This is a genomic window from Pseudoduganella sp., assembly GCF_041914865.1.
Classification (GTDB): Bacteria; Pseudomonadota; Gammaproteobacteria; order Burkholderiales; family Burkholderiaceae_D; genus Rugamonas.
This window is the reverse complement of the sequence record NZ_JAYSCO010000010.1, coordinates 100,092-119,536: the sequence shown is the minus strand read 5'-3', so window position 1 is coordinate 119,536 and position 19,445 is coordinate 100,092. Positions and strand designations below refer to the sequence as shown.

Annotated in this window: 15 protein-coding genes; 5 read left to right on the top strand and 10 right to left on the bottom strand. The window is 59.8% G+C overall.

Translation table 11 applies throughout. The features are described 5' to 3' along the window. Positions 1 to 388, bottom strand: a 388-nt coding sequence (locus ACE3TQ_RS07555) for an FAD-dependent oxidoreductase (RefSeq protein ID WP_374581408.1), incomplete at its 3' end; no start/stop codon positions are given. A gap of 158 nt (positions 389 to 546) precedes the next feature. Beyond that, entirely contained in the window at positions 547 to 1,308 is a 762-nt protein-coding gene (locus tag ACE3TQ_RS07550; RefSeq protein ID WP_374581407.1) for a TSUP family transporter, read from the bottom strand. A gap of 99 nt (positions 1,309 to 1,407) precedes the next feature. Here ACE3TQ_RS07550 and ACE3TQ_RS07545 point away from each other — a divergent pair, with 99 nt between their 5' ends. Beyond that, positions 1,408 to 3,060, top strand: a complete 1,653-nt coding sequence (locus tag ACE3TQ_RS07545) for a radical SAM/SPASM domain-containing protein (RefSeq protein WP_374581406.1) — start codon at positions 1,408 to 1,410, stop codon at positions 3,058 to 3,060. Here the strand turns inward: ACE3TQ_RS07545 and ACE3TQ_RS07540 are convergent. The 7 genes from ACE3TQ_RS07540 to ACE3TQ_RS07510 are packed head-to-tail and all read right to left on the bottom strand — an operon-like array spanning position 3,047 to position 10,261. Continuing rightward, positions 3,047 to 4,018: a branched-chain amino acid ABC transporter permease gene (locus tag ACE3TQ_RS07540; protein ID WP_374581404.1), complete on the bottom strand. Its 972-nt coding sequence runs from the start codon at positions 4,016 to 4,018 to the stop codon at positions 3,047 to 3,049. The two genes, ACE3TQ_RS07545 and ACE3TQ_RS07540, sit on opposite strands and share 14 nt — an antisense overlap. Continuing rightward, entirely contained in the window at positions 4,019 to 4,903 is an 885-nt protein-coding gene (locus ACE3TQ_RS07535; RefSeq protein ID WP_374581403.1) for a branched-chain amino acid ABC transporter permease, read from the bottom strand. Between the two features lie 5 nt (positions 4,904 to 4,908). Beyond that, a complete protein-coding gene (locus ACE3TQ_RS07530; protein WP_374581401.1) occupies positions 4,909 to 6,102 on the bottom strand; it encodes an ABC transporter substrate-binding protein in 1,194 nt (397 codons plus the stop codon). A 26-nt stretch (positions 6,103 to 6,128) separates the two neighbouring features. Next, positions 6,129 to 6,833 (bottom strand): ABC transporter ATP-binding protein, encoded by a 705-nt coding sequence (locus ACE3TQ_RS07525; RefSeq protein ID WP_374581400.1) that lies wholly within the window; start codon positions 6,831 to 6,833, stop codon positions 6,129 to 6,131. After that, the gene (locus ACE3TQ_RS07520) at positions 6,830 to 7,591 is read right to left on the bottom strand and encodes an ABC transporter ATP-binding protein (protein WP_374581399.1); all 762 of its coding nucleotides are present in this window, start codon (positions 7,589 to 7,591) and stop codon (positions 6,830 to 6,832) included. The genes ACE3TQ_RS07525 and ACE3TQ_RS07520 overlap by 4 nt, the downstream gene beginning before the upstream one ends. 18 nt (positions 7,592 to 7,609) lie before the next feature. Beyond that, a complete protein-coding gene (locus tag ACE3TQ_RS07515; protein ID WP_374581398.1) occupies positions 7,610 to 9,211 on the bottom strand; it encodes a GMC family oxidoreductase in 1,602 nt (533 codons plus the stop codon). A 12-nt stretch (positions 9,212 to 9,223) separates the two neighbouring features. Then, positions 9,224 to 10,261 carry an NAD(P)H-dependent flavin oxidoreductase gene (locus ACE3TQ_RS07510; protein ID WP_374581397.1) on the bottom strand — a complete coding sequence of 346 codons (1,038 nt, stop codon included), beginning with the start codon at positions 10,259 to 10,261 and terminating at the stop codon, positions 9,224 to 9,226. A gap of 315 nt (positions 10,262 to 10,576) precedes the next feature. On the opposite strand from ACE3TQ_RS07510, the gene ACE3TQ_RS07505 reads away from it, so the two are divergent. The 3 genes from ACE3TQ_RS07505 (at position 10,577) to ACE3TQ_RS07495 (ending at position 15,149) form a co-directional block, all read left to right on the top strand. After that, the gene (locus ACE3TQ_RS07505; protein WP_374581396.1) at positions 10,577 to 13,549 is read left to right on the top strand and encodes an EAL domain-containing protein; all 2,973 of its coding nucleotides are present in this window, start codon (positions 10,577 to 10,579) and stop codon (positions 13,547 to 13,549) included. Positions 13,550 to 13,775: 226 nt separating this feature from the next. Then, positions 13,776 to 14,495 carry a 5'-methylthioadenosine/adenosylhomocysteine nucleosidase gene (locus ACE3TQ_RS07500; protein ID WP_374581395.1) on the top strand — a complete coding sequence of 240 codons (720 nt, stop codon included), beginning with the start codon at positions 13,776 to 13,778 and terminating at the stop codon, positions 14,493 to 14,495. A gap of 24 nt (positions 14,496 to 14,519) precedes the next feature. After that, positions 14,520 to 15,149: a cytochrome b/b6 domain-containing protein gene (locus ACE3TQ_RS07495; RefSeq protein ID WP_374581394.1), complete on the top strand. Its 630-nt coding sequence runs from the start codon at positions 14,520 to 14,522 to the stop codon at positions 15,147 to 15,149. Here ACE3TQ_RS07495 and ACE3TQ_RS07490 read toward each other — a convergent pair. Next, entirely contained in the window at positions 15,142 to 15,597 is a 456-nt protein-coding gene (locus tag ACE3TQ_RS07490; RefSeq protein WP_161024199.1) for an Lrp/AsnC ligand binding domain-containing protein, read from the bottom strand. The genes ACE3TQ_RS07495 and ACE3TQ_RS07490 overlap by 8 nt on opposite strands. Before the next feature lie 213 nt (positions 15,598 to 15,810). On the opposite strand from ACE3TQ_RS07490, the gene putA reads away from it, so the two are divergent. After that, positions 15,811 to 19,440 (top strand): trifunctional transcriptional regulator/proline dehydrogenase/L-glutamate gamma-semialdehyde dehydrogenase, encoded by a 3,630-nt coding sequence (gene putA / locus ACE3TQ_RS07485; protein WP_374581393.1) that lies wholly within the window; start codon positions 15,811 to 15,813, stop codon positions 19,438 to 19,440. The last annotated feature ends 5 nt before the right edge of the window (positions 19,441 to 19,445 follow it).

Genomic DNA, 19,445 nt, shown 5'->3' with positions numbered 1-19,445 from the left:
CCATCAGGTCATCCACCGCCTGCTGGAACAGCCACAGGTTCGGCTGGTTTTCCAGGCGATGGCGGATAGCCGCCTTGTACAGGATGCGGTCGGCCTGCGCGCGTGTCGCACGCACGGCAGGGCCCTTGGACGAGTTCAGGATACGGAACTGGATGCCCGACTCATCGGTTGCGATGGCCATGGCGCCACCCATCGCATCGACTTCTTTGACCAGGTGGCCTTTGCCGATACCGCCGATGGATGGGTTGCACGACATCTGGCCCAGGGTCTCAATGTTGTGGGTCAACAGGAGGGTCTTCTGACCCATGCGGGCCGAAGCGAGGGCCGCCTCGGTACCGGCGTGACCACCGCCGACAACGATAACGTCGAATTCAGTAGGAAATAGCATGGTGAAAAATGGGGAAAAGCGTGGGATCAACCGAGATTATAAAGTTTTTTCCCGGCTGCGAATTTTTTGGGCAGGATATTTTTGCGAGCAATGTTTCACGTGGAACAAAAAAAGAGGCCGGGGGTCACCCGGCCTCTGCTGTTTCACGTGAAACAATATCACTTGAACCACGCGTCGTAGCCCGTCTTGATGATCAGCAGCACCACAACCACCAGGAACAAACGGCGCACAAACTCACTGCCATGCTTCAACGCCAGCTTGGTGCCGAGCACCGAACCGCACACCTGGAACACCGCCATCGTCAAACCCAACAGCCAGATGATATTGCCGGTGATACCGAACAGGGAGATAGCCGCCACATTGCACGCCACATTGACCACCTTCGCCGCCGCCGAAGCCCCAAGGAAGTCAAAGCCAAAGCTGCGCACAAAAAGGAAGACCAGGAAGCTGCCCGTGCCCGGGCCAAAGAAGCCATCATAGAAACCGATGCCCGCCCCCACCAGTACAGCCAGTACCTTCTCCTTGGTGCCGGTGTGCAGCGGCGCATGGACGCTGCCCAGGTCCTTGCGGTAGAAGGTGTAGCCGGCCACCGCCAGCAGCACGAAAGGCAGCAAGCCGCGCAGGAAGTCGGGAGGAATCCTGGTCACCGTATAGGCGCCAAGGAAGGCAAACAGGAATGCGGCAATCGCCGCCGGCGCCACAGTCGACCAGGCAATGGACGTCCGGCGCGCATAGTTCACAGCCGCCGCACTGGTACCGAATACGCTGGCCACCTTATTGGTGCCCAGCAGCGTTGCGGGAGGCGTATTGCCCATCGCCGAGAACAGAGCGGGAATCTGGATCAAACCGCCGCCGCCCACCACCGCATCCACAAATCCAGCCGCGAATGCCGCGCCCGCCAACAAGCCGTACTCCACCATCACCCTGCTCCCGTACCGATTCAAATCCTTACATTTTACGGAAGAAGCCCAGTCCTTGCCTCGTGTAAAATGCCCTAGCCCCTATTACTCAGCCCCACCATGACCGCACCCGTTCCAGCCAACACCACCGAGATCGTGCCCGACGTCTTCTTTCTGGAGATGACGAACCACTGCAATATGCACTGCACGTTCTGCCCTTCCGACTACATCAAGAAGGACCGGGCGCTGGCGGATGACGAACTGGCGATCCGCTTCATCGAGCAGGTACGCGACCTGAACCTGAATCGCCCGATCCAGTTCAGCGTCCTGGGCGAGCCGCTGCTGAACAAGAAGATCTTCAACTATATCGACCTGTGCGAGCAGTACGGCATCGAGGTCTACCTGATCACCAACATCTCCCTGCTGGACGAAGAGCGCTCGCGCAAGATTTTCGCGCACGACAATATCGCCCTGGTGATGAGCCTGCAGACCCCGAACAAGGATTCCTACGACCGCCTGCGCGGTTACGACAAGCTCGATTTCGACGAGTACTTTGCCCGCATCCTGCCGGCCCTGCGCGAAAAGTTCGCCAGCGGCAGCGAATCGCGCGTCGAGATCCACGTCACCTCGACCACCAATATGCGCGCCGATTCCACCCTGCAGTCCGACTTTGAACTGGATATGTGGGACCCGTTCAAGATCGAAGACAAGGGCGAATTCGTGCGCCAGCTGCTGGACCGCTTCGACGGCTACGCGGAACAGCTGCGCGCGGAATTCCCCGATGCCTTCGCGACCGAACTGGCCCGCAGCGAAGTGAAATACGGCCCGCAACTGGAGCGTGGCCACCTCGCCGGCCGCCGTGCCGACGTGCCGCCAAACGCGGAAGACCTGACCGAAGACCGCTTCTGGGGCTATATGTTCGCCCCGAACTGCTTCATCCGCTTCAAGACTTTTGGCATGTGGACCAAGGAAGAGTCGTTCATGAAGACCTTCCTGCCCAAGGAATCGCTGGTCTATGTGGAGGAGCGCCAGGAGCCGATGGATTGCGCCATGGCGCACAATGTCTCCATGCTGGCCGACGGCCAGCTGTCGCTCTGCTGCCTCGACTACGAAGGCGAGATGGAATTGCCCAACCTGCGCAACAGCTCGCTGAAGGAATTGCTGGAACATCCGAAGCGCATGGAGATTGCCAAGAATGCCATGCAGACGGAAGTCTGCCGCCGCTGCCAGGGCAACCTCTATGTCTTCGACACGCGCCCTTCTGCCATGCAGGAAGCCCCGGTATCCAAGTTCGGACAGGGCTGGTATCCCTACGAAGCGGAACTGAACGGCACCGGTGGCCGCTGGTCATCCGGCCGCGCCACTTGCTACCATTTCGCGCGCAGCGACGCGCAAGAATTGGGCTTGAAGTTCCTCAGCGTGCTGGATTCGGGCAGCGAGTTCAAGGTCAGCGCCACGCCCTACGACGACATCGCCAAATCCTTTGGCGCCACCACCACCCACACCTTCCACGGCGTGCAGAACAGCGTAGCCGAGGTTAACGTGCCGCTGCAGCTGGAAGCGGGCAAGCTGTACCGCCTCGACTTCGAATCGCCAACCTGGACACCGGCAGCCATGCACGGCAGCGCCGATACGCGTGAACTGGGCTTTGCGCTGCTGGAAGCAAAGGTGCGCAGCGTGAGCGCCGATCCAGTTGCCGCCGTCGCTGAACCGGCCGCAGAGAAGCCACCGCGCCGCTTCCGCCAGTGGTTCGCCAAGTTCATTTCGAACTAAGCTTTGCGCGGGCGAGGAACTCGCCGACGATGCCTTTGCGGAACAGGAGTACGCAGGCGACGAAGATCAGGCCGGTTACCAGGCTGACTGCCTCACCCAGGGTGTTGAACCATTCGATGCCGGTGCTGGCAGCCAGCATGGTTCCAAAGTCGCCCAGCTTGTTCTCCAGCGCGATGATCAGGATAGCGCCAATGATCGGGCCGGCCAGGGTGCCCATTCCGCCGACCAGCGTCATCAGGATCACCAGGCCGGACATGGTCCAGTGCACATCGGTCAATGTCTCAAAGCCCAGCACAATCGATTTCGTGGCCCCGGCCAGGGCTGCGAGCGAAGCGGACAAGACGAATGCCGCCAGCTTGTAGCGGTCGACGTCGTAGCCCAGCGAGATCGCGCGCGGTTCGTTTTCCTTGATCGCTTTCAGCACCTGGCCAAAGGGGGAGTGCACCGTACGCATGATCAGCGCGAAGCCGGCGATAGCAATCGCCAGCACCACGTAATACATCGCCAGGTCGTTCCCCAAGTCGAGCACGCCAAGCAGCTTGCCGCGCGGGACGCCTTGCAGGCCATCTTCGCCACCAGTGAAATCTGTAAAACGCAGCGCGCCGAAATACACCATTTGCGCCAGCGCCAGCGTGATCATGGAGAAGTAGATGCCTTGCCGGCGAATCGCCAGGCCGCCCATCAGCACGCCCAGCACGGCACCGGACAGCACGGCGACCAGCAGGCTGGCTTCGAACGGCAGGCCCCAGTTCTTTATCGCATTGCCGGCCACGTAACCTGCGGCGCCGAAGAAGGCGGCATGGCCGAACGATAACAGGCCGGTAAAGCCGATCAGCAGGTTGAAGGCGCAGGCGAACAGGGAGAAGCACAACAGCTTCATCAGCAGCACCGGGTAGCCGACGAACGGCGCACCCAGCGCCAGCGCAAATGCGATGGAATAGCCCAGCTTTTTGTTCATCTATCGTTCCTTGCCGAACAGGCCGGCGGGGCGCAGCAACAGGATGATGACCATCACCAAAAACACGACGGTGTTGGCAAACTCGGGATAGAACACCTTGGTCAGACCTTCGATCACGCCCAGCCCGAGGCCGGTGATAATCGAGCCCATGATCGAACCCATGCCACCGATCACCACAACGGCGAATACGACGATAATCAGGTTCGACCCCATCAGGGGTGTCACTTGCTGGATAGGAGCCGCCAGGACGCCTGCAAAGGCCGCCAAAGCGACGCCAAAGCCATAGGTCAGGGTGACCATCAACGGGACATTGATGCCGAACGCCTCCACCAGCTTGGGATTCTCGGTGCCGGCACGCAGGTAGGCGCCCAGTTTGGTCTTCTCGATCACGAACCAGGTGGCCAGGCAAACCACCAGCGACGCGACCACCACCCAGGCGCGGTAATTGGGCATCACCATGAAGCCGAGGTCAGTTGCCCCCTGCAGGGCCTCAGGCGTCTCGAACGGCTGCCCAGAGACCCCGTAAAACGAGCGGAAAGCGCCTTCGATCAGCAGGGTCAGCCCGAAGGTCAGCAGCAGGCCGTAAAGGTGGTCCAGCTTGTACAGCCAGCGCAGCATCGTCCTTTCGATGACGACGCCCAAAACGCCCACGATCAGCGGCGCCAGCACCAGCATGCTCCAGTAGCTCATGCCGAAATACGTCATGCCGATCCACGCCAGGAAAGCGCCCATCATGTACAGCGCGCCGTGGGCGAAATTGATCACGTTCAGCAGGCCGAAGATCACGGCAAGGCCGAGCGACAGCATGGCGTAGAAGGAGCCGTTGACGAGCCCCAGCAGCAGCTGGGACATCATCATCGGTAGCGGGCGGCCGAAGATCTCCATCTAGCCTACTTCCACAGCGCGCATTTGGATTCGGCCTTGGACATATAGGCCTGCTCGCCCGGGATCGTGGCCACGACCTTGTAGTAGTCCCAAGGGTATTTGGATTCGGACTGCTTCTTCACTTCCATCAGGTACATGTCGTGCACCATGCGGCCGTCGGGACGGATCACGCCGTTGCTGGTGAAGACATCCTTGATGGTGGTGGATTTCAGCTTGGCCATCACCTTGTCCGAATCGTCGGTGCCGAGCGCCTTCACGGCATTCAGGTACTGCAGCGCGGCGGAGTAGTCGCCGGCCTGCAGCATCGACGGTTCCTTCTTCATTTTCGAGAAGTAGCGCTTGGACCAGGCGCGGGTCTGTTCGTTCATGTCCCAGTACCAGCCGTCGGTCAGGTACATGCCGGCGGTGGCGTTCAGGCCGAGCGAGTGGATGTCGTTGATGAAGACCAGCAGGCCGGCCATCTTCATCTTCTTGGCGACGCCGAATTCATTGGCGGCCTTCACCGAGTTGATAAAGTCGCCGCCGGCATTGGCCAGGCCCAGCACCTGGGAGCCGGACGAGGAGGCCTGCATCAGGAACGACGAAAAATCGGTGCCGGGGAAGGGGTGGCGCACGGTGCCGAGCACCTTGCCGCCGGCCTTGGTCACCACCTCCGACGTATCCTTTTCCAGCGAGTGGCCGAAGGCGTAATCGGCGGTCAGGAAGTACCAGCTCTTGCCGCCCTGCTTGACGATGGTGCTGCCCGTGCCGCGCGCCAGCGCGACGGTGTCGTAGGCGTAGTGCACGGTGTAGGGCGTGCATTCCTCATTGGTCAGGCGCGAGGAGCCGGCGCCCACCACCATGAAGATCTTCTTCTTGTCGGCGGCAACCTTTGCCATGGCCAGGTTGGCGCCGGAATTGGTACCGCCGATCAGCATGTCCACGCCCTGCTGGTCGAACCATTCGCGCGCCTTGGAAGCGGCGATGTCGGCCTTGTTCTGGTGATCGGCAAACACGAACTCGATCTTCTTGCCGGCGATGGTGCCGCCTGCGTCGGCAATCGCCATCCGGATCGCTTCCGCCCCGCCCTGGCCGTCGATATCGGAGTAGACGCCGGACATGTCGGTGATGAAGCCGATCTTGATTGTGTCGCCCGAGATCTGGGCCTGTGCGCTAAGGGCGGTGCATGCAGCTGCGAGTGCGATAACTTGGCGTTTCATGCTGTCTCCGTTTTCAGTATTTGTATTCAAACGCCCAGCAGCTCAGTCAACACTGGCATGCGGGCTTCCAGTTCAGATGACGCAAACCTCTCCACTATCCTTCCGTGTTCCATGACGTAAAACCGGTCCGCCAGCGGTGCGGCGAAGCGGAAGTTCTGCTCGACCATGACGATGGTGTAGCCTTTCGCCTTCAGCGTACGGATCATGCGCGCCAGGCTTTGCACGATGACCGGCGCCAGGCCTTCCGAGATCTCATCCAGCAGCAGCAGGCGCGCGCCGGTGCGCAGGATGCGCGCCACGGCCAGCATCTGCTGTTCGCCGCCGGACAGGCGCGTGCCCTGGCTGCCGCGGCGCTCCGCCAGGTTGGGGAACATCTCGTAGATCTCTTCCAGCGGCATGCCCTGCCCCGTTTTCAGCGCCGGCGGCAGCAGCAGGTTCTCTTCTGCCGTGAGCGAGGCGAAAATGCCGCGCTCCTCCGGACAATAACCGACCCCGAGGTGGGCCACCTTGTGCGTCGGCAAACCAATCGCTTCCTGGCCATTGATTCGGATCGAACCTTTGCGCGCGCCGGTCAGGCCCATGATGGCGCGCAGGGTGGTGGTGCGGCCCGCGCCATTGCGGCCCAGCAGCGTTACCACTTCACCCGGGTTCACCGTCAGGTTCACGTCGTGCAGGATGTGCGATTCGCCATACCAGGCCTGCAGCTGGCTGATCTCCAGCGCGGCGCTCATGCGCCCACCCCGGCTTCGGTTCCCATATAGGCTTCCATCACCTGCGGGTTCTTCGAAACCTCCGCATAAGGCCCTTCCGCCAGCACAGCGCCGCGCTGCAGCACCGAGATGCGGTCGCTGATGCCGGACACCACGTTCATATTGTGTTCAACCATCAGGATGGTGCGGCCGGCGGACACCTTTTTGATCAGCTCCGTCACGCGGTGCACGTCCTCATGCCCCATGCCCTGGGTCGGCTCATCGAGCAGCATCAGCTCCGGCTCCATGGCCAGCGTGGTGGCGATTTCCAGCGCGCGCTTGCGGCCGTAGGGCATGTCGACCGTCACGGTATCGGCGAACGAGGACAGGTCGACTTCGGCCAGCAGCTCCATGGCGCGGCCATTCAGCTGGTCCAGCGAGCGCTCGCTGCGCCAGAAGTGGAAGGTGGTGCCAAGTTTGCGCTGCAGGCCGATACGCACGTTCTCCAGCACCGTCAGGTGGGGAAAGACCGCCGAGATCTGGAAGGAACGGATCACGCCCATGCGGGCGATCTGCGCCGGCTTGAGGGGCGTGATGTCCTTGCCGTTGAAGAGGATCTGGCCCGAGGTCGGCACCAGGAACTTGGTGAGCAGGTTAAAGCAGGTGGTTTTGCCGGCCCCGTTCGGGCCGATCAGGGCGTGGATATGCCCGCGCTGGACTTTCAGGTCCACGTTGGCGACAGCGGTGAATCCCTTGAACTCCTTGGTCAAACTCTTTGTTTCCAAGATGAAGTCGGACATTGCGTCTCCCCGGTTTTGCTAGATCATACACAAAAGTGCTGCCTTTTCCGCAATCATGATCACCGGGGAATTTGTGTTACCGGAAGTGATAGTCGGCATGATCGACGCGTCCGCAATGCGCAGCCCGCGCACGCCGCGCACCCGCAATTCGCTGTCAACCACGGCCGAAACATCGTCTGCGCGGCCCATTTTGCAGGTGCCGACCGGATGGAAAATCGTGGTCCCGATGGCCCCCGCCGCTTCGGCCAGCTCCTCGTCGGTGCGAAAATGCACACCGGGTCTGCATTCCTGCGGCCGGTATTTGGCCAACGCCGGCGCCGCCACGATCTTGCGCGTCAGGTTCAACGCGGCGGCCGCCACGCGCCGGTCCTCGTCGGTGCTCAGGTACATCGGCGTGATTTTGGGCGGCGCGCAGGAGTCGGCGGACGCAATGCGCACATGGCCGCGCGAGGTCGGGCGCAGGTTGCAGACGCTGGCCGTGAAAGCAGGGAAGTCGTGCAGCGGTTCGCCAAAACGCTCCAGCGACAGCGGCTGCACATGGTATTCCAGGTTGGGCGCAGCCTGCTCCGGCCCGGAACGGGCAAACGCGCCGAGCTGCGACGGCGCCATCGACATCGGCCCGCTCTGGAACAGCGCATACTCAAGGCCGATGCGCGCCTTGCCCAACCAGCTGCGCGCCAGCGTGTTCAGGGTGCGCGCCCCCTCGACCTGGAAAACCATGCGCAGTTGCAAATGGTCCTGCAGGTTGGCGCCGACGCCCGGCAGATCGAGCACCGGCTGCACGCCCGCCTGCGCCAGCACGTCGGCGGGCCCGATGCCGGATAGCTGCAGGATGTGCGGCGAGCCGATCGCGCCCGCCGCCAGCAGGGTCTCGCGCGCTTCGGCATGCCAGCGCGTGCCGCCGCCGGTGAATATCACGCCTTTGCAGACGCCCTCCTCCAGCACCAGTTTTTCAACGTGGCAGCCGGTCATCAAGGTCAGGTTGGGGCGCTGCGCCGCTTTGCGCAGGAAAGCCTTGGCCGTGTTCCAGCGGATGCCGCGCTTCTGGTTCACTTCAAAATACGCGCAGCCGAAGTTGTCGCCGCGGTTGAAATCGTCGACTTTGGGAATGCCCGCCTGCTCCGCCGCGTCGCGGAAAGCGTCGAGGATATCCCAACGCAGCCGCTGCTTTTCCACACGCCATTCGCCGCCCGCGCCGTGGAATTCCGAAGCGCCGCCATGATGGTCTTCGCTCTTGCGGAACAAAGGCAGCACTTCCGACCAGCGCCAGCGTGGGTCGCCGCATGACTCCGCCCAACGATCGTAATCGCCGGCCTGGCCGCGCATATAGATCATGCCGTTGATCGACGAACTTCCGCCGAGGACTTTGCCGCGCGGGTAGATCAGGCTGCGCCCGCCCAGGCCAGCTTCGGCCTCGGTGCGGAACATCCAGTCCGTGCGCGGATTGTTGATGCAGTGGAGGTAGCCAACCGGGATATGGATCCAGGCGTAGTCGTCCTTCCCGCCCGCCTCAATCAGCAATACCTCGTTCTTCGGATTTTGCGTCAGGCGGTTGGCGAGCACGCAACCCGCAGTTCCTGCCCCGACAATGATGTAGTCATACTGGCCTGCAGATTCCAAGTGTTCTCCGCGTCAGGATTGATCGATTTCGGCGATGAGGGTTTCCATCAGTTTTGCTGCCGGCATGGCGCGCGACCGTGCCACCCCGGTTCCAGCCCACAACGACAGAAGCTCGGGATCACCGCGCTTTGCCGCCTCCGCCCGGATACTGCCGGTGAGCGCATTCTGCACCGGATAAGCCGGGACATCAGCTTCCACTTCCGCCATCTGCTGCATGAAACGGTTCTCGACGCCACGCGCCAGGCGGCCCGAGAACGCACGCGTCAGGCGGGTAGGGTTGCCTTGCGCCGCCAGCAGGCGCTCCTTGTACACAGCAGGAATGCCCGATTCGTCGGTGACCAGAAAGGCAGTCCCCATCTGCACCGCCGACGCGCCCAGCGCCAGCCGCTCACGGATATCGGCGCCCGACATGATGTTGCCAGCCGAGATAACGGGGATCTTCACCGCCTGCAGTACCGCCGCCAGCAAGGGAATCGCCTCCAGCGACGCTGCCGACTGCTCGCCGATGAATGTCCCGCGATGGCCGCCCGACTCCACGCCCGAGGCGACTATCGCATCGGCACCGGCGGCCTGCCAGGCCAGCGCCTCCTCCACCGTGGTCACAGTCCCGATAACGAAAATGCCCGCGTCATGCAAACGCCTCACCTGCGCCGCAGTGAGGATATCGAAGGTAAAACTCGCCACGGCGGGCTTCAATTCAAGCAACAGTTCAAACTGCGCCGCGAAATCCTCACACCATTTCGCCGGCATAGGCAGCTCCGGCCAACCCAGCGAACTCCAAACCGGCCGCAACAAGCCCACGGCCCGTTCCACTTCCTGCGGAGACGGCGAAGGAATGCCCTGCACAAAGAAATTCAGCATAAATGGGCGCGCTGTCAGACGCCGGGTTTCCGCTACCTGGGAACGGATCGTGTCCAGCGACAGCATGGATGCGCCGAATGAACCGAGCCCGCCAGCGTTCGAGACGGCCGCGACCATCGCCGGCGTATTGGCGCCTCCAGCCATCGGTCCCTGGATGATCGGAATGGGAAAAATCGCCTTAAGACCCATTTTTCTCCCCCTTCGCGACTGTGGATAACGCTATGAATATCCACAGGCATCGATTGTGAGTAAACCAAAGTTCAGCCAAAAGCCGAAAAATTGTCCAAAAACAGTTCCCGGCTCACGCAAGGTTTACTCGCCTCCTTATACAGCGCGTAAACCCCTGATTTTTTTCCGCAAGGTGGACTTATCCACAGAAAGTGCGGGTTGTTAACAACCACTACTACTTTGTATACACACTAATCTAACGTAAACAAAACTCTCCAACGCGATCATCTATACTGAAAAAGCGAGTTATTCCATGCAACCAAGCTGGAGAACCTCTTGTCGACCACAGACGCCTATCGGCGCTTTCGCCGGCGATTGCTTGTCACGATGGCCATGCTCGCCCTGCTCGCCACAGCAGTCGTGGCGTGGCAGCTGCTTTCCTCCGCACGCGACCGCGAACAGGCTATCCGCCAGCAAACCCAACACTATGCACGGGCCATCGAAGCCCAAGTCCTGAGTACGATCCAGCTGTCCGACATTGCTTTGCTTGGCTTTGCCAACGCCATCAAAGTCGCCCCTTACACGCCGCAGACTGTCGACGCCCTGCTTTCATCACGCGGTGCTACTTTTGGCAGCAGTTTCTGGATTACTTTCATCGACCCGAACGGCTTCGCAACTGCCAGTTCACGCGACATTCCCGTCAAAGGCATCAACTACCAGGACCGCGACTACTTCCAGGCCCAGCTCAAACCTGGAAATTCACTTTACGTTGGTGAACCAACCTACGGCCGAATCTCCAAATCACGCCTGTTCTTTCTAAGCCGCAGGGTGGACAACGCTAAAGGCCAGTTCCTTGGCGTGATCGTCGCCCCGATAAATGCCAGCACCCTGGCGCAAACCTTTGAAAATTCGCGATTAAGCGATGACGTCACCGTCACCCTGTTCCATACCAACGGCAGGATCATTGCCCGTGCGCCGCTCTTCGAACAAACCTTCAACCGCGATATCAGCGATTCCAATGTCTATCGCTCATTCCGGAACTCACCGATCGATACGCTGACCACGATCAGCCCTATTGACCACAAATCCCGCATCGCCAGCTACCGCAAACTGCCTAACTTGCCTCTCGTAGTCTTAGTCGGCAGCTCCAACGTTGGCCTGGCCTTGATCTCACAGCGGCATTTCATCATCGCCGGCCTGGCACTGTTCCTGATTTTCCTCTTGATCGCCGCTGCAACCATCTACGCGCTGCATTCCTTTGCTGCTGCAGAAGAACGCGAACGCCGCATCCATGATTTGTACGTTACATCGAACGAAACGGAAAAAAAGCTGGCCAAAAGCGAACAACGCCTGCGGCTGATTGCGGACAACCTGCCTATCGTCATTGCCTATGTTGGAAAAGACGAAAAATACACCTTTAAAAACCGCCGATTTGCTGAAATTTACGGTGAAGGCGACAGTCTCCAGCAAGTTTTACCGCCGGAGATCTATGCCGAAACCCGCCCGCACCTTGAACGCGCCTTCAACGGCGAGATGGTCCATTTCGAACGCCACATCCAGCGCAACGACCAGGATTGCTGCGACGCGATTACTTACGTGCCTGATCGCGACGAAAACGGCAACGTTATCGGCCTCTTCGTCATGGCGGAAGACATCAGCGAGCGTAAAAGGCATGAAGAAGCAAGCAAGCTCGCCACCCTCATGTACGACAACGCGAGTGAAGGCATGATGGTGACCGATGCAGAGGGACGAATCCTGTCGGTAAACCCAGCCTTTTCGCGCATTAGCGGCTACCCAGCCGACGAAGTAATCGGCCACCTCGCTTACGAACTGACTTCCGGCCAACAGGACATCAAGTTCTTCAGCCGCATGCGGCAGACCATCACACACACCGGCTACTGGGAAGGCGAAGTCTGGCACCAGCATAAAAACGGCGACCACTACCTGGTCTCGCTACGTTTCAACACGGTTTTCGATGACCAGGGCAACGCCCTGCGTCACGTCGCCCTCTTCTCCGACATCACAAAAAAGAAGGCCACCGAAGAAGCGATCTGGAAGGAGGCCAACTTCGACGCCCTTACCGGCCTGCCAAACCGGCGCATGTTCAATGAACGCCTGCGCCAGGAGATGAAAAAATCGGCGCGCGATATTGCGCCAATGGCCCTGGTCTTCATCGACCTCGATGGCTTCAAAGCCGTGAATGACACACTTGGCCATGACTTTGGCGACATCCTGCTCAAACAAGTGGCAGAGCGGCTGCTGCAATGCGTACGCAATACCGATACGGTAGCCCGCCTTGGCGGCGACGAATTCACAGTCATACTGAGCGAATTGAAGGACACAGGGGATGTCGTCAGGATCGTGCAGGACATCCTCCACAGCCTGGCCCGGCCCTTCCAGCTCAAACATGAAACTGCCGAAATATCCGGCAGCATTGGCATAGCCCTTTTCCCGGATGATGCCAGCGATGCTGAAACTCTCATCAAATGCGCCGACCAGGCCATGTACCTCGCCAAGCAACAAGGCCGCAATCGCTTCAGCTATTTCGCCCCCTTTATGCAGGAAGCCAGCCAGCTGCGTATCGAACTTTGCAAAGAGCTGCGTAATGCGTTGAAAAACAAAGAGTTGCAGCTGCTGTTCCAACCGATCCGTAACCTGGCAAACGGCAAAGTACAAATGGCCGAAGCACTGATCCGGTGGGAACATCCGCAACGGGGCTTGCTCAAACCAGCCGAGTTCATTGGCGTCGCAGAAAACACCGGCATTATCGAATCGATCGGGGAATGGGTTTTCCAGGAAGCAGCCACCCAGGCCGCGAGCTTTGGCGATGGCTTCCAGGTCTGCGTGAACAAATCAGCCTGGCAATTCAGGCACGAAGCCGTTGGCGTCGATCATTGGCTGGCGCTGCTCAGGGAACAGGCGCTTCCCGCGCGTTCCATCATCATCGAAGTCACTGAGAGCCTGCTGCTGGAAGCCAGCCGCGAAGTGGTCGAGCGTATCCAGTCACTCAGGGACGCCAATATGCAGATTTCACTGGACGATTTCGGCCACGGCTACTCATCCCTGAACTTCCTGAAGCGTTTCAAGATCGATTACCTGAAACTGGACACCAGCTTTACCGAAAACCAGGCACTGTGCGAGGCCATCGTCGCCATGGCGCACAAGCTCGGCATCAAAGTCATTGCGGAAAAGATCGAAACCGAAGAACAACTGAAGATTTTGATGGCTGCTGGTTGCGATTTTGGCCAAGGATTCCTGTTCGGAGAGCCAATTTCAGCCCAAAACCTGCATCGTCTGTTGATAACCTGATGAATATCCACAGGATCGAATGTGCGTAAACCCCATTTTTGAGTTCACGCACAAAATTTGTTCAGAACTCATCCGTTTTAGACACAGTTCTTGTCCAGCCAGTTCTACAATTCGTAAACTTATGATTCTGTGGATGTTAACAGCTTTATCCACAGACAGGGTCGCGTTTACTATCTACTACTATCCTTTCGTATACAACTTTAAATAAATAGAGGACAACTCGCGCATGCGTCTCGGAATCATCTCTGCCTTGGCAGAAGAACAACAAGGTCTGCTGGAAGCCATGGAGAGCCCCTACAAGCTCATCCACGGTAAACGCGAGTACACGGCTGGAAAACTCTGGAAAATCGATTCTGTGGCTGTTTTATCGCGAATTGGCAAGGTTGCTGCTGCTGTGACAGCTGCAACACTTGTGGAGAAGTTCAACGTTACCCACATAATTTTTACCGGCGTTGCCGGTTCTGCAGACTTGGGGGTTCGAGTTGGCGATGTAGTCGTCGCGGATTCGCTGGCTCAACATGATTTTGATGCCAGCCCGCTGTTCCCTCGCTTCGAAATCCCACTCACTGGCCTCTCGCGCATGCCGACTGACCGCGAAATGAGCCTCAAACTCAGCCTGGCTACCCGTGAATTCCTGGAAAACGAACTAAACAACCCACAAATCCACCGCGGGCTAATCGGAAGCGGCGACCAATTCATCAAGGACCGCCAGCATCTGGGTAAGCTGAAAGACGCCCTGCCTGATCTACTTGCAGTTGAAATGGAAGGTGCAGCGGTCGCCCAGGTTTGCCATGAGCTAGGAATTCCTTTCGCCATCATGCGCACGATTTCCGACAACGCGAACGAAGACGCCGCAACTGACTTCATGGAATTTGTACAAACCGTCGCCTCGCGCTACGCCTACGGCGTCATCGAAAATTTTTGCAAAGGGTTAACACCCACTTAACCTCATGGGCACAGGATGTGGCCCATGGACTCGAAACCTGAACATAAAATCCTGGTCTGGGATGCTCCAGTTCGCGTATTCCACTGGCTGATGGTGTTGAACTTTGCCGGTGCTTACCTGACTGCCGAACACGATAACTGGCGCCAGCTTCACGTCGCTTTTGGCTACACCATGGCAGGACTGGTGATCTTTCGCCTGTTCTGGGGGCTGATCGGCACGCGATATGCCCGGTTCTCAGCTTTCATACGCAGGCCTGCAAGAGTCCTGGCCTACTTCCGTTCGCTGTTAAGCGGACAGCCCGATCATGAGGTTGGACATAACCCAGCTGGTGGATTGGCAATTGTTGCCATGCTGGTAATGACGATCCTGGTCACAGCCACTGGTTACGGCACGTACAAGGAGATCGGCGGGAAATTACTGGAAGAACTGCATGAAGGATTGGCTAATACGATGCTGCTGCTCGTTGCCATTCACATTGCGGGAGTTCTGTTGAGTAGCTGGATGCACGGCGAAAACCTGGTTCGCGCCATGTTCAATGGCCACAAGGAGGGGAATCCAGAAGACGGCATTCGCAGCGCATGGTACAGCGTGGCCGCTGTGCTACTACTTGCCGTCCTTGGTTTTTGGTGGATGCTGTGGAAATTGCCTATTTGATCGGCAGTTTGGTCGTGTTCTTCACTTCTTCCATCACCGCATAAGTGTGGGTTTCCCGCACGCCTTTCTGCAGCAAGGTCTTCCCAAGGAACTCACGGTACGCCGCCATATCCTTCACACGCGCCTTAACCAGGTAGTCAAAACCGCCCGCCACCATATGGCATTCGAGTACTTCCGGAATCAGCTGGACGCTGTGCTTGAAAGCATCAAACACTTCCGGCGTAGTACGGTCCAGGACCACCTCGATGAACACCAGCAGCGAAACATCCAGTAACTGTGGATTGAGCTGCGCCGTGTACCCCATGATGTAACCGGCCTCGTGCAATTTCCGCACGCGTTCCAGGCAGGCAGCAGGCGACAAATTTACTCGTGCAGCCAGTTCAACGTTACTAATTCGGCCGTCACTTTGCAGCTCGGCCAAAATTTTCTTACTGATTTTGTCCAGCATTACATCCCCACAATTAATTTTATTTGGTCAAATTCTCGCACCAAAAACTATCTATTGCTAGTACAAAGTAATACCAGAATTAATCCGAGCGATTCCGGCATACAATCCGAATCATTAGCTGCACCGCACAACACGCCCGCGCAAACGTGGTTTGCCGGGCGTGTTTTCGTAGGTGCCAAACGATTCTTTACATACTAGCCAATAGAGACATTCATGCATCTGAACACCACCCCGTTCGCCGCCCTGCAAGCTGAAATCCTGCGCGATCCAAGCCCGCTGCGCAGCGCCATTACTGCCGCTTACCGCCGCGACGAACAAACTGCAGTGCAATGGCTACTGTCGCAAATTAACGTCGGTTCGCCGGAAACCACCCAGGAGGCGCAGTCCCTGGCCAAGCGCCTGGTGACCGCCGTGCGCGAAAAACGCACCCGTTCTTCCGGTGTGGATGCGCTGATGCACCAGTTTTCCCTGTCCTCGGAAGAGGGTATTGCCCTGATGTGCCTGGCCGAAGCACTGTTGCGTATTCCCGACGCTGCCACCGCCGACCGCCTGATCGCCGACAAGATTTCCAAGGGCGACTGGCGCAAGCACCTGGGCGAATCGCCTTCCCTGTTCGTCAATGCTGCCACCTGGGGCCTGCTGATTACCGGCAAGCTGGTCAGCTCTTCCAGTGAAGAAGGCCTGGGTTCGGCCATCACCAGCCTGATCGCCAAAGGCGGCGAGCCGCTGATCCGCAAGGGCGTCGACCTGGCCATGCGCATGCTGGGCAACCAGTTCGTCACCGGCCAGACCATCGAAGAAGCGATCAAGAACGGCAAAGACAACGAAGCACGCGGCTACCGCTACTCCTACGACATGCTGGGCGAAGCAGCGCTGACCGAAGCCGACGCCGCCAACTACTACGCCGCCTACGAAAAGGCGATCCACGCGATTGGCAAAGCCTCCAACGGCCGCGGCATCCGCAATGGTCCTGGCATCTCCGTCAAACTGTCCGCCCTGCACCCACGCTACAGCCGCGCCCAGCGCGACCGCGTCATGGGCGAGCTGCTGCCGCGCCTGACCGCCCTGGTCAAGCTGGCCAAGGGCTACAACATCGGCCTGAATATCGACGCTGAAGAAGCCGACCGCCTGGAACTGTCGCTCGACCTGATGGAAGCGATGGCCTTCAACCCAGAACTGGAAGGCTTCGACGGCATCGGCTTCGTGGTGCAGGCCTACCAGAAGCGCTGCCCGTTCGTGATCGACTACCTGGTCGACCTGGCAAAGCGCAGCGGCCGCAAATTCATGGTGCGCCTGGTGAAAGGCGCCTACTGGGATGCCGAAATCAAGCGCGCCCAGGTTGACGGCATGCCTGGCTATCCGGTCTACACCCGCAAGGTCTACACCGACGTCTCCTACCTGGCATGCGCCCAGCGCCTGCTCGCGGCGACCGACGTGATTTACCCGCAGTTCGCCACCCACAACGCGCAAACCCTGTCCACGATTTACACCTGGGCCAAGCGCGACGGCATCAACAGCTACGAATTCCAGTGCCTGCACGGCATGGGCGAAACCCTGTACGACCAGGTCGTTGGTTCGGAAAACCTGGACAAGGCATGCCGTATCTACGCGCCTGTCGGTTCGCACGAGACCTTGCTGGCCTACCTGGTACGCCGCCTGCTGGAAAACGGCGCCAACTCCTCCTTCGTCAACCAGATCGTCGACGAAAGCATTCCGGTCGACTCCCTGATCACCAACCCGATCGAAGCCGCCCGTAAGCTGAATGGCGTGCCACACAACGCCATCGCCCTGCCACTGGACATGTTCGGTGCTGAGCGCAAGAACTCCGCCGGCATCGACCTCTCCAACGAAGACGTGCTGCGCGAAGTCTCCGTCGCCCTGGCACAACCGCGCAGCTGGAGCGCCGCACCCCTGCTGGCCGTGCCAGCCAGCGCCGGCCAGGCTTCCGCCCCGGTGGTGAACCCTGCACGCAAAGACGACATCGTGGGCGCCGTCACCGAAGCCACTGCCGAAGACGTCGACAACGCCCTGCACGCCGCCAGCAACTTCGCCATGGACTGGCAAACCACCGAACCGTCGCAGCGCGCCGCATGCCTGGAACGCGCCGCCGACCTCTTCGAACAGCACAAGCTCGAGCTGATGGCGCTGGCCGTGCGCGAAGCCGGCAAATCGCTGCCGAACGCGATTGCCGAGGTCCGCGAAGCCGTCGACTTCCTGCGCTACTACGCCGTGCAGGTACGCGGCACCACCAACACTCTGGCGCTGGGTCCCGTCACCTGCATCAGCCCATGGAACTTCCCGCTCGCCATTTTCACCGGCCAGGCCGCAGCCGCACTGGCAGCCGGTAACGTCGTGCTGGCCAAACCCGCCGAACAGACCCCGCTGATCGCCCAGCGCGCAGTCGAACTGCTGCACGAAGCCGGCGTCCCGCGCGCCGCCCTGCAATTCCTGCCGGGCCGCGGCGAAGTGGTCGGCGCAGGCCTGTGCAACGACGCACGCGTAAAAGGCGTGATCTTCACCGGCTCCACCGAAGTGGCGCAGCTGATCAACCGCACCCTGGCCAAGCGCGCCGTCGCGGAAAATGTGGACATCCCGCTGATCGCCGAAACCGGCGGCCAGAACGCCATGATCGTCGACTCCTCCTCCCTGCCGGAGCAGGTGGTGGGCGACGCCATCTCCTCCGCTTTCGACAGCGCCGGCCAGCGCTGCTCCGCACTGCGCGTGCTGTTCCTGCAGGAGGACATCGCCGACAAGACCATCAAGATGCTCAAAGGCGCGATGAAAGAGCTGAAGATCGGCAGCCCGGACCGCCTGGTGACCGACATCGGCCCGGTGATCGACAAGGAAGCGCAGCAAAACCTGCTGTCGCACATTGAGAAAGTCCGCGCCCAGGCAAAATCGAGCTTCTCGCTCGATGCACCGGGCGCCGACGAAGGCACGTTCGTTCCGCCGACCGTACTGGAAATCCGCTCCCTGTCCGAGCTGACCAAGGAAGTGTTCGGCCCAGTGATGCACGTGATCCGCTACAAGCGTTCCGAACTGCCGAAAGTGATTGAACAAATCAACGGCAGCGGCTTCGGCCTGACCCTGGGCGTGCACTCCCGTATCGATGAAACCATCGACTACATCACCTCCAGCGCCCACGTCGGCAACATCTACGTCAACCGCAACATCGTTGGCGCGGTGGTCGGCGTGCAGCCATTCGGTGGCGAAGGCAAGTCCGGCACCGGCCCGAAAGCCGGCGGCCCGCTGTACCTGAAGCGCCTGCAGCGCGGCGCCGTGGTACTGGACCGCCACGACCGCATCGCCCTGCCGGCGATCGACTCGCTGGCCGCCTGGGCCAAGGCAAAAGGCAAGGAAGGCCTGGCCGGCCACATTGAAAACTACGTCCGCACCACCCCGGTGGGCAGCTTCACCGCCCTGCCGGGCCCGACCGGCGAACGCAACACCCTGGCCTATGTACCACGCGGCAACATCACCTGCTTCGCCACCAATGCGGAAGTGTTGCTGAACCAGGTAGCCGCCGCCCTCGCGACCGGCAACCGCGCCCTGGTAGTGGAAGGAGCATTGCCAGCCGACCTGCCGGCAGAAGTGAAGGCCGCGATCCAGACCGTCAGCAATGCCGACCTGGCAAAAGCCGACTTCCAGATCGCGCTGGTGGAAAGCAGCCTCGGCGCCAAACTGCGCCCCGAGCTGGCCGCCCGCGACGGCGCGATTGTTTCCGTGATCGACACCACGGAAGAAGGCGACATCCCGCTGTGGCGCCTGATCGCCGAACGCGCCCTGTGCGTCAACACCACCGCCGCCGGCGGCAACGCCAGCCTGATGACCCTCGACGCCTAAAAAGA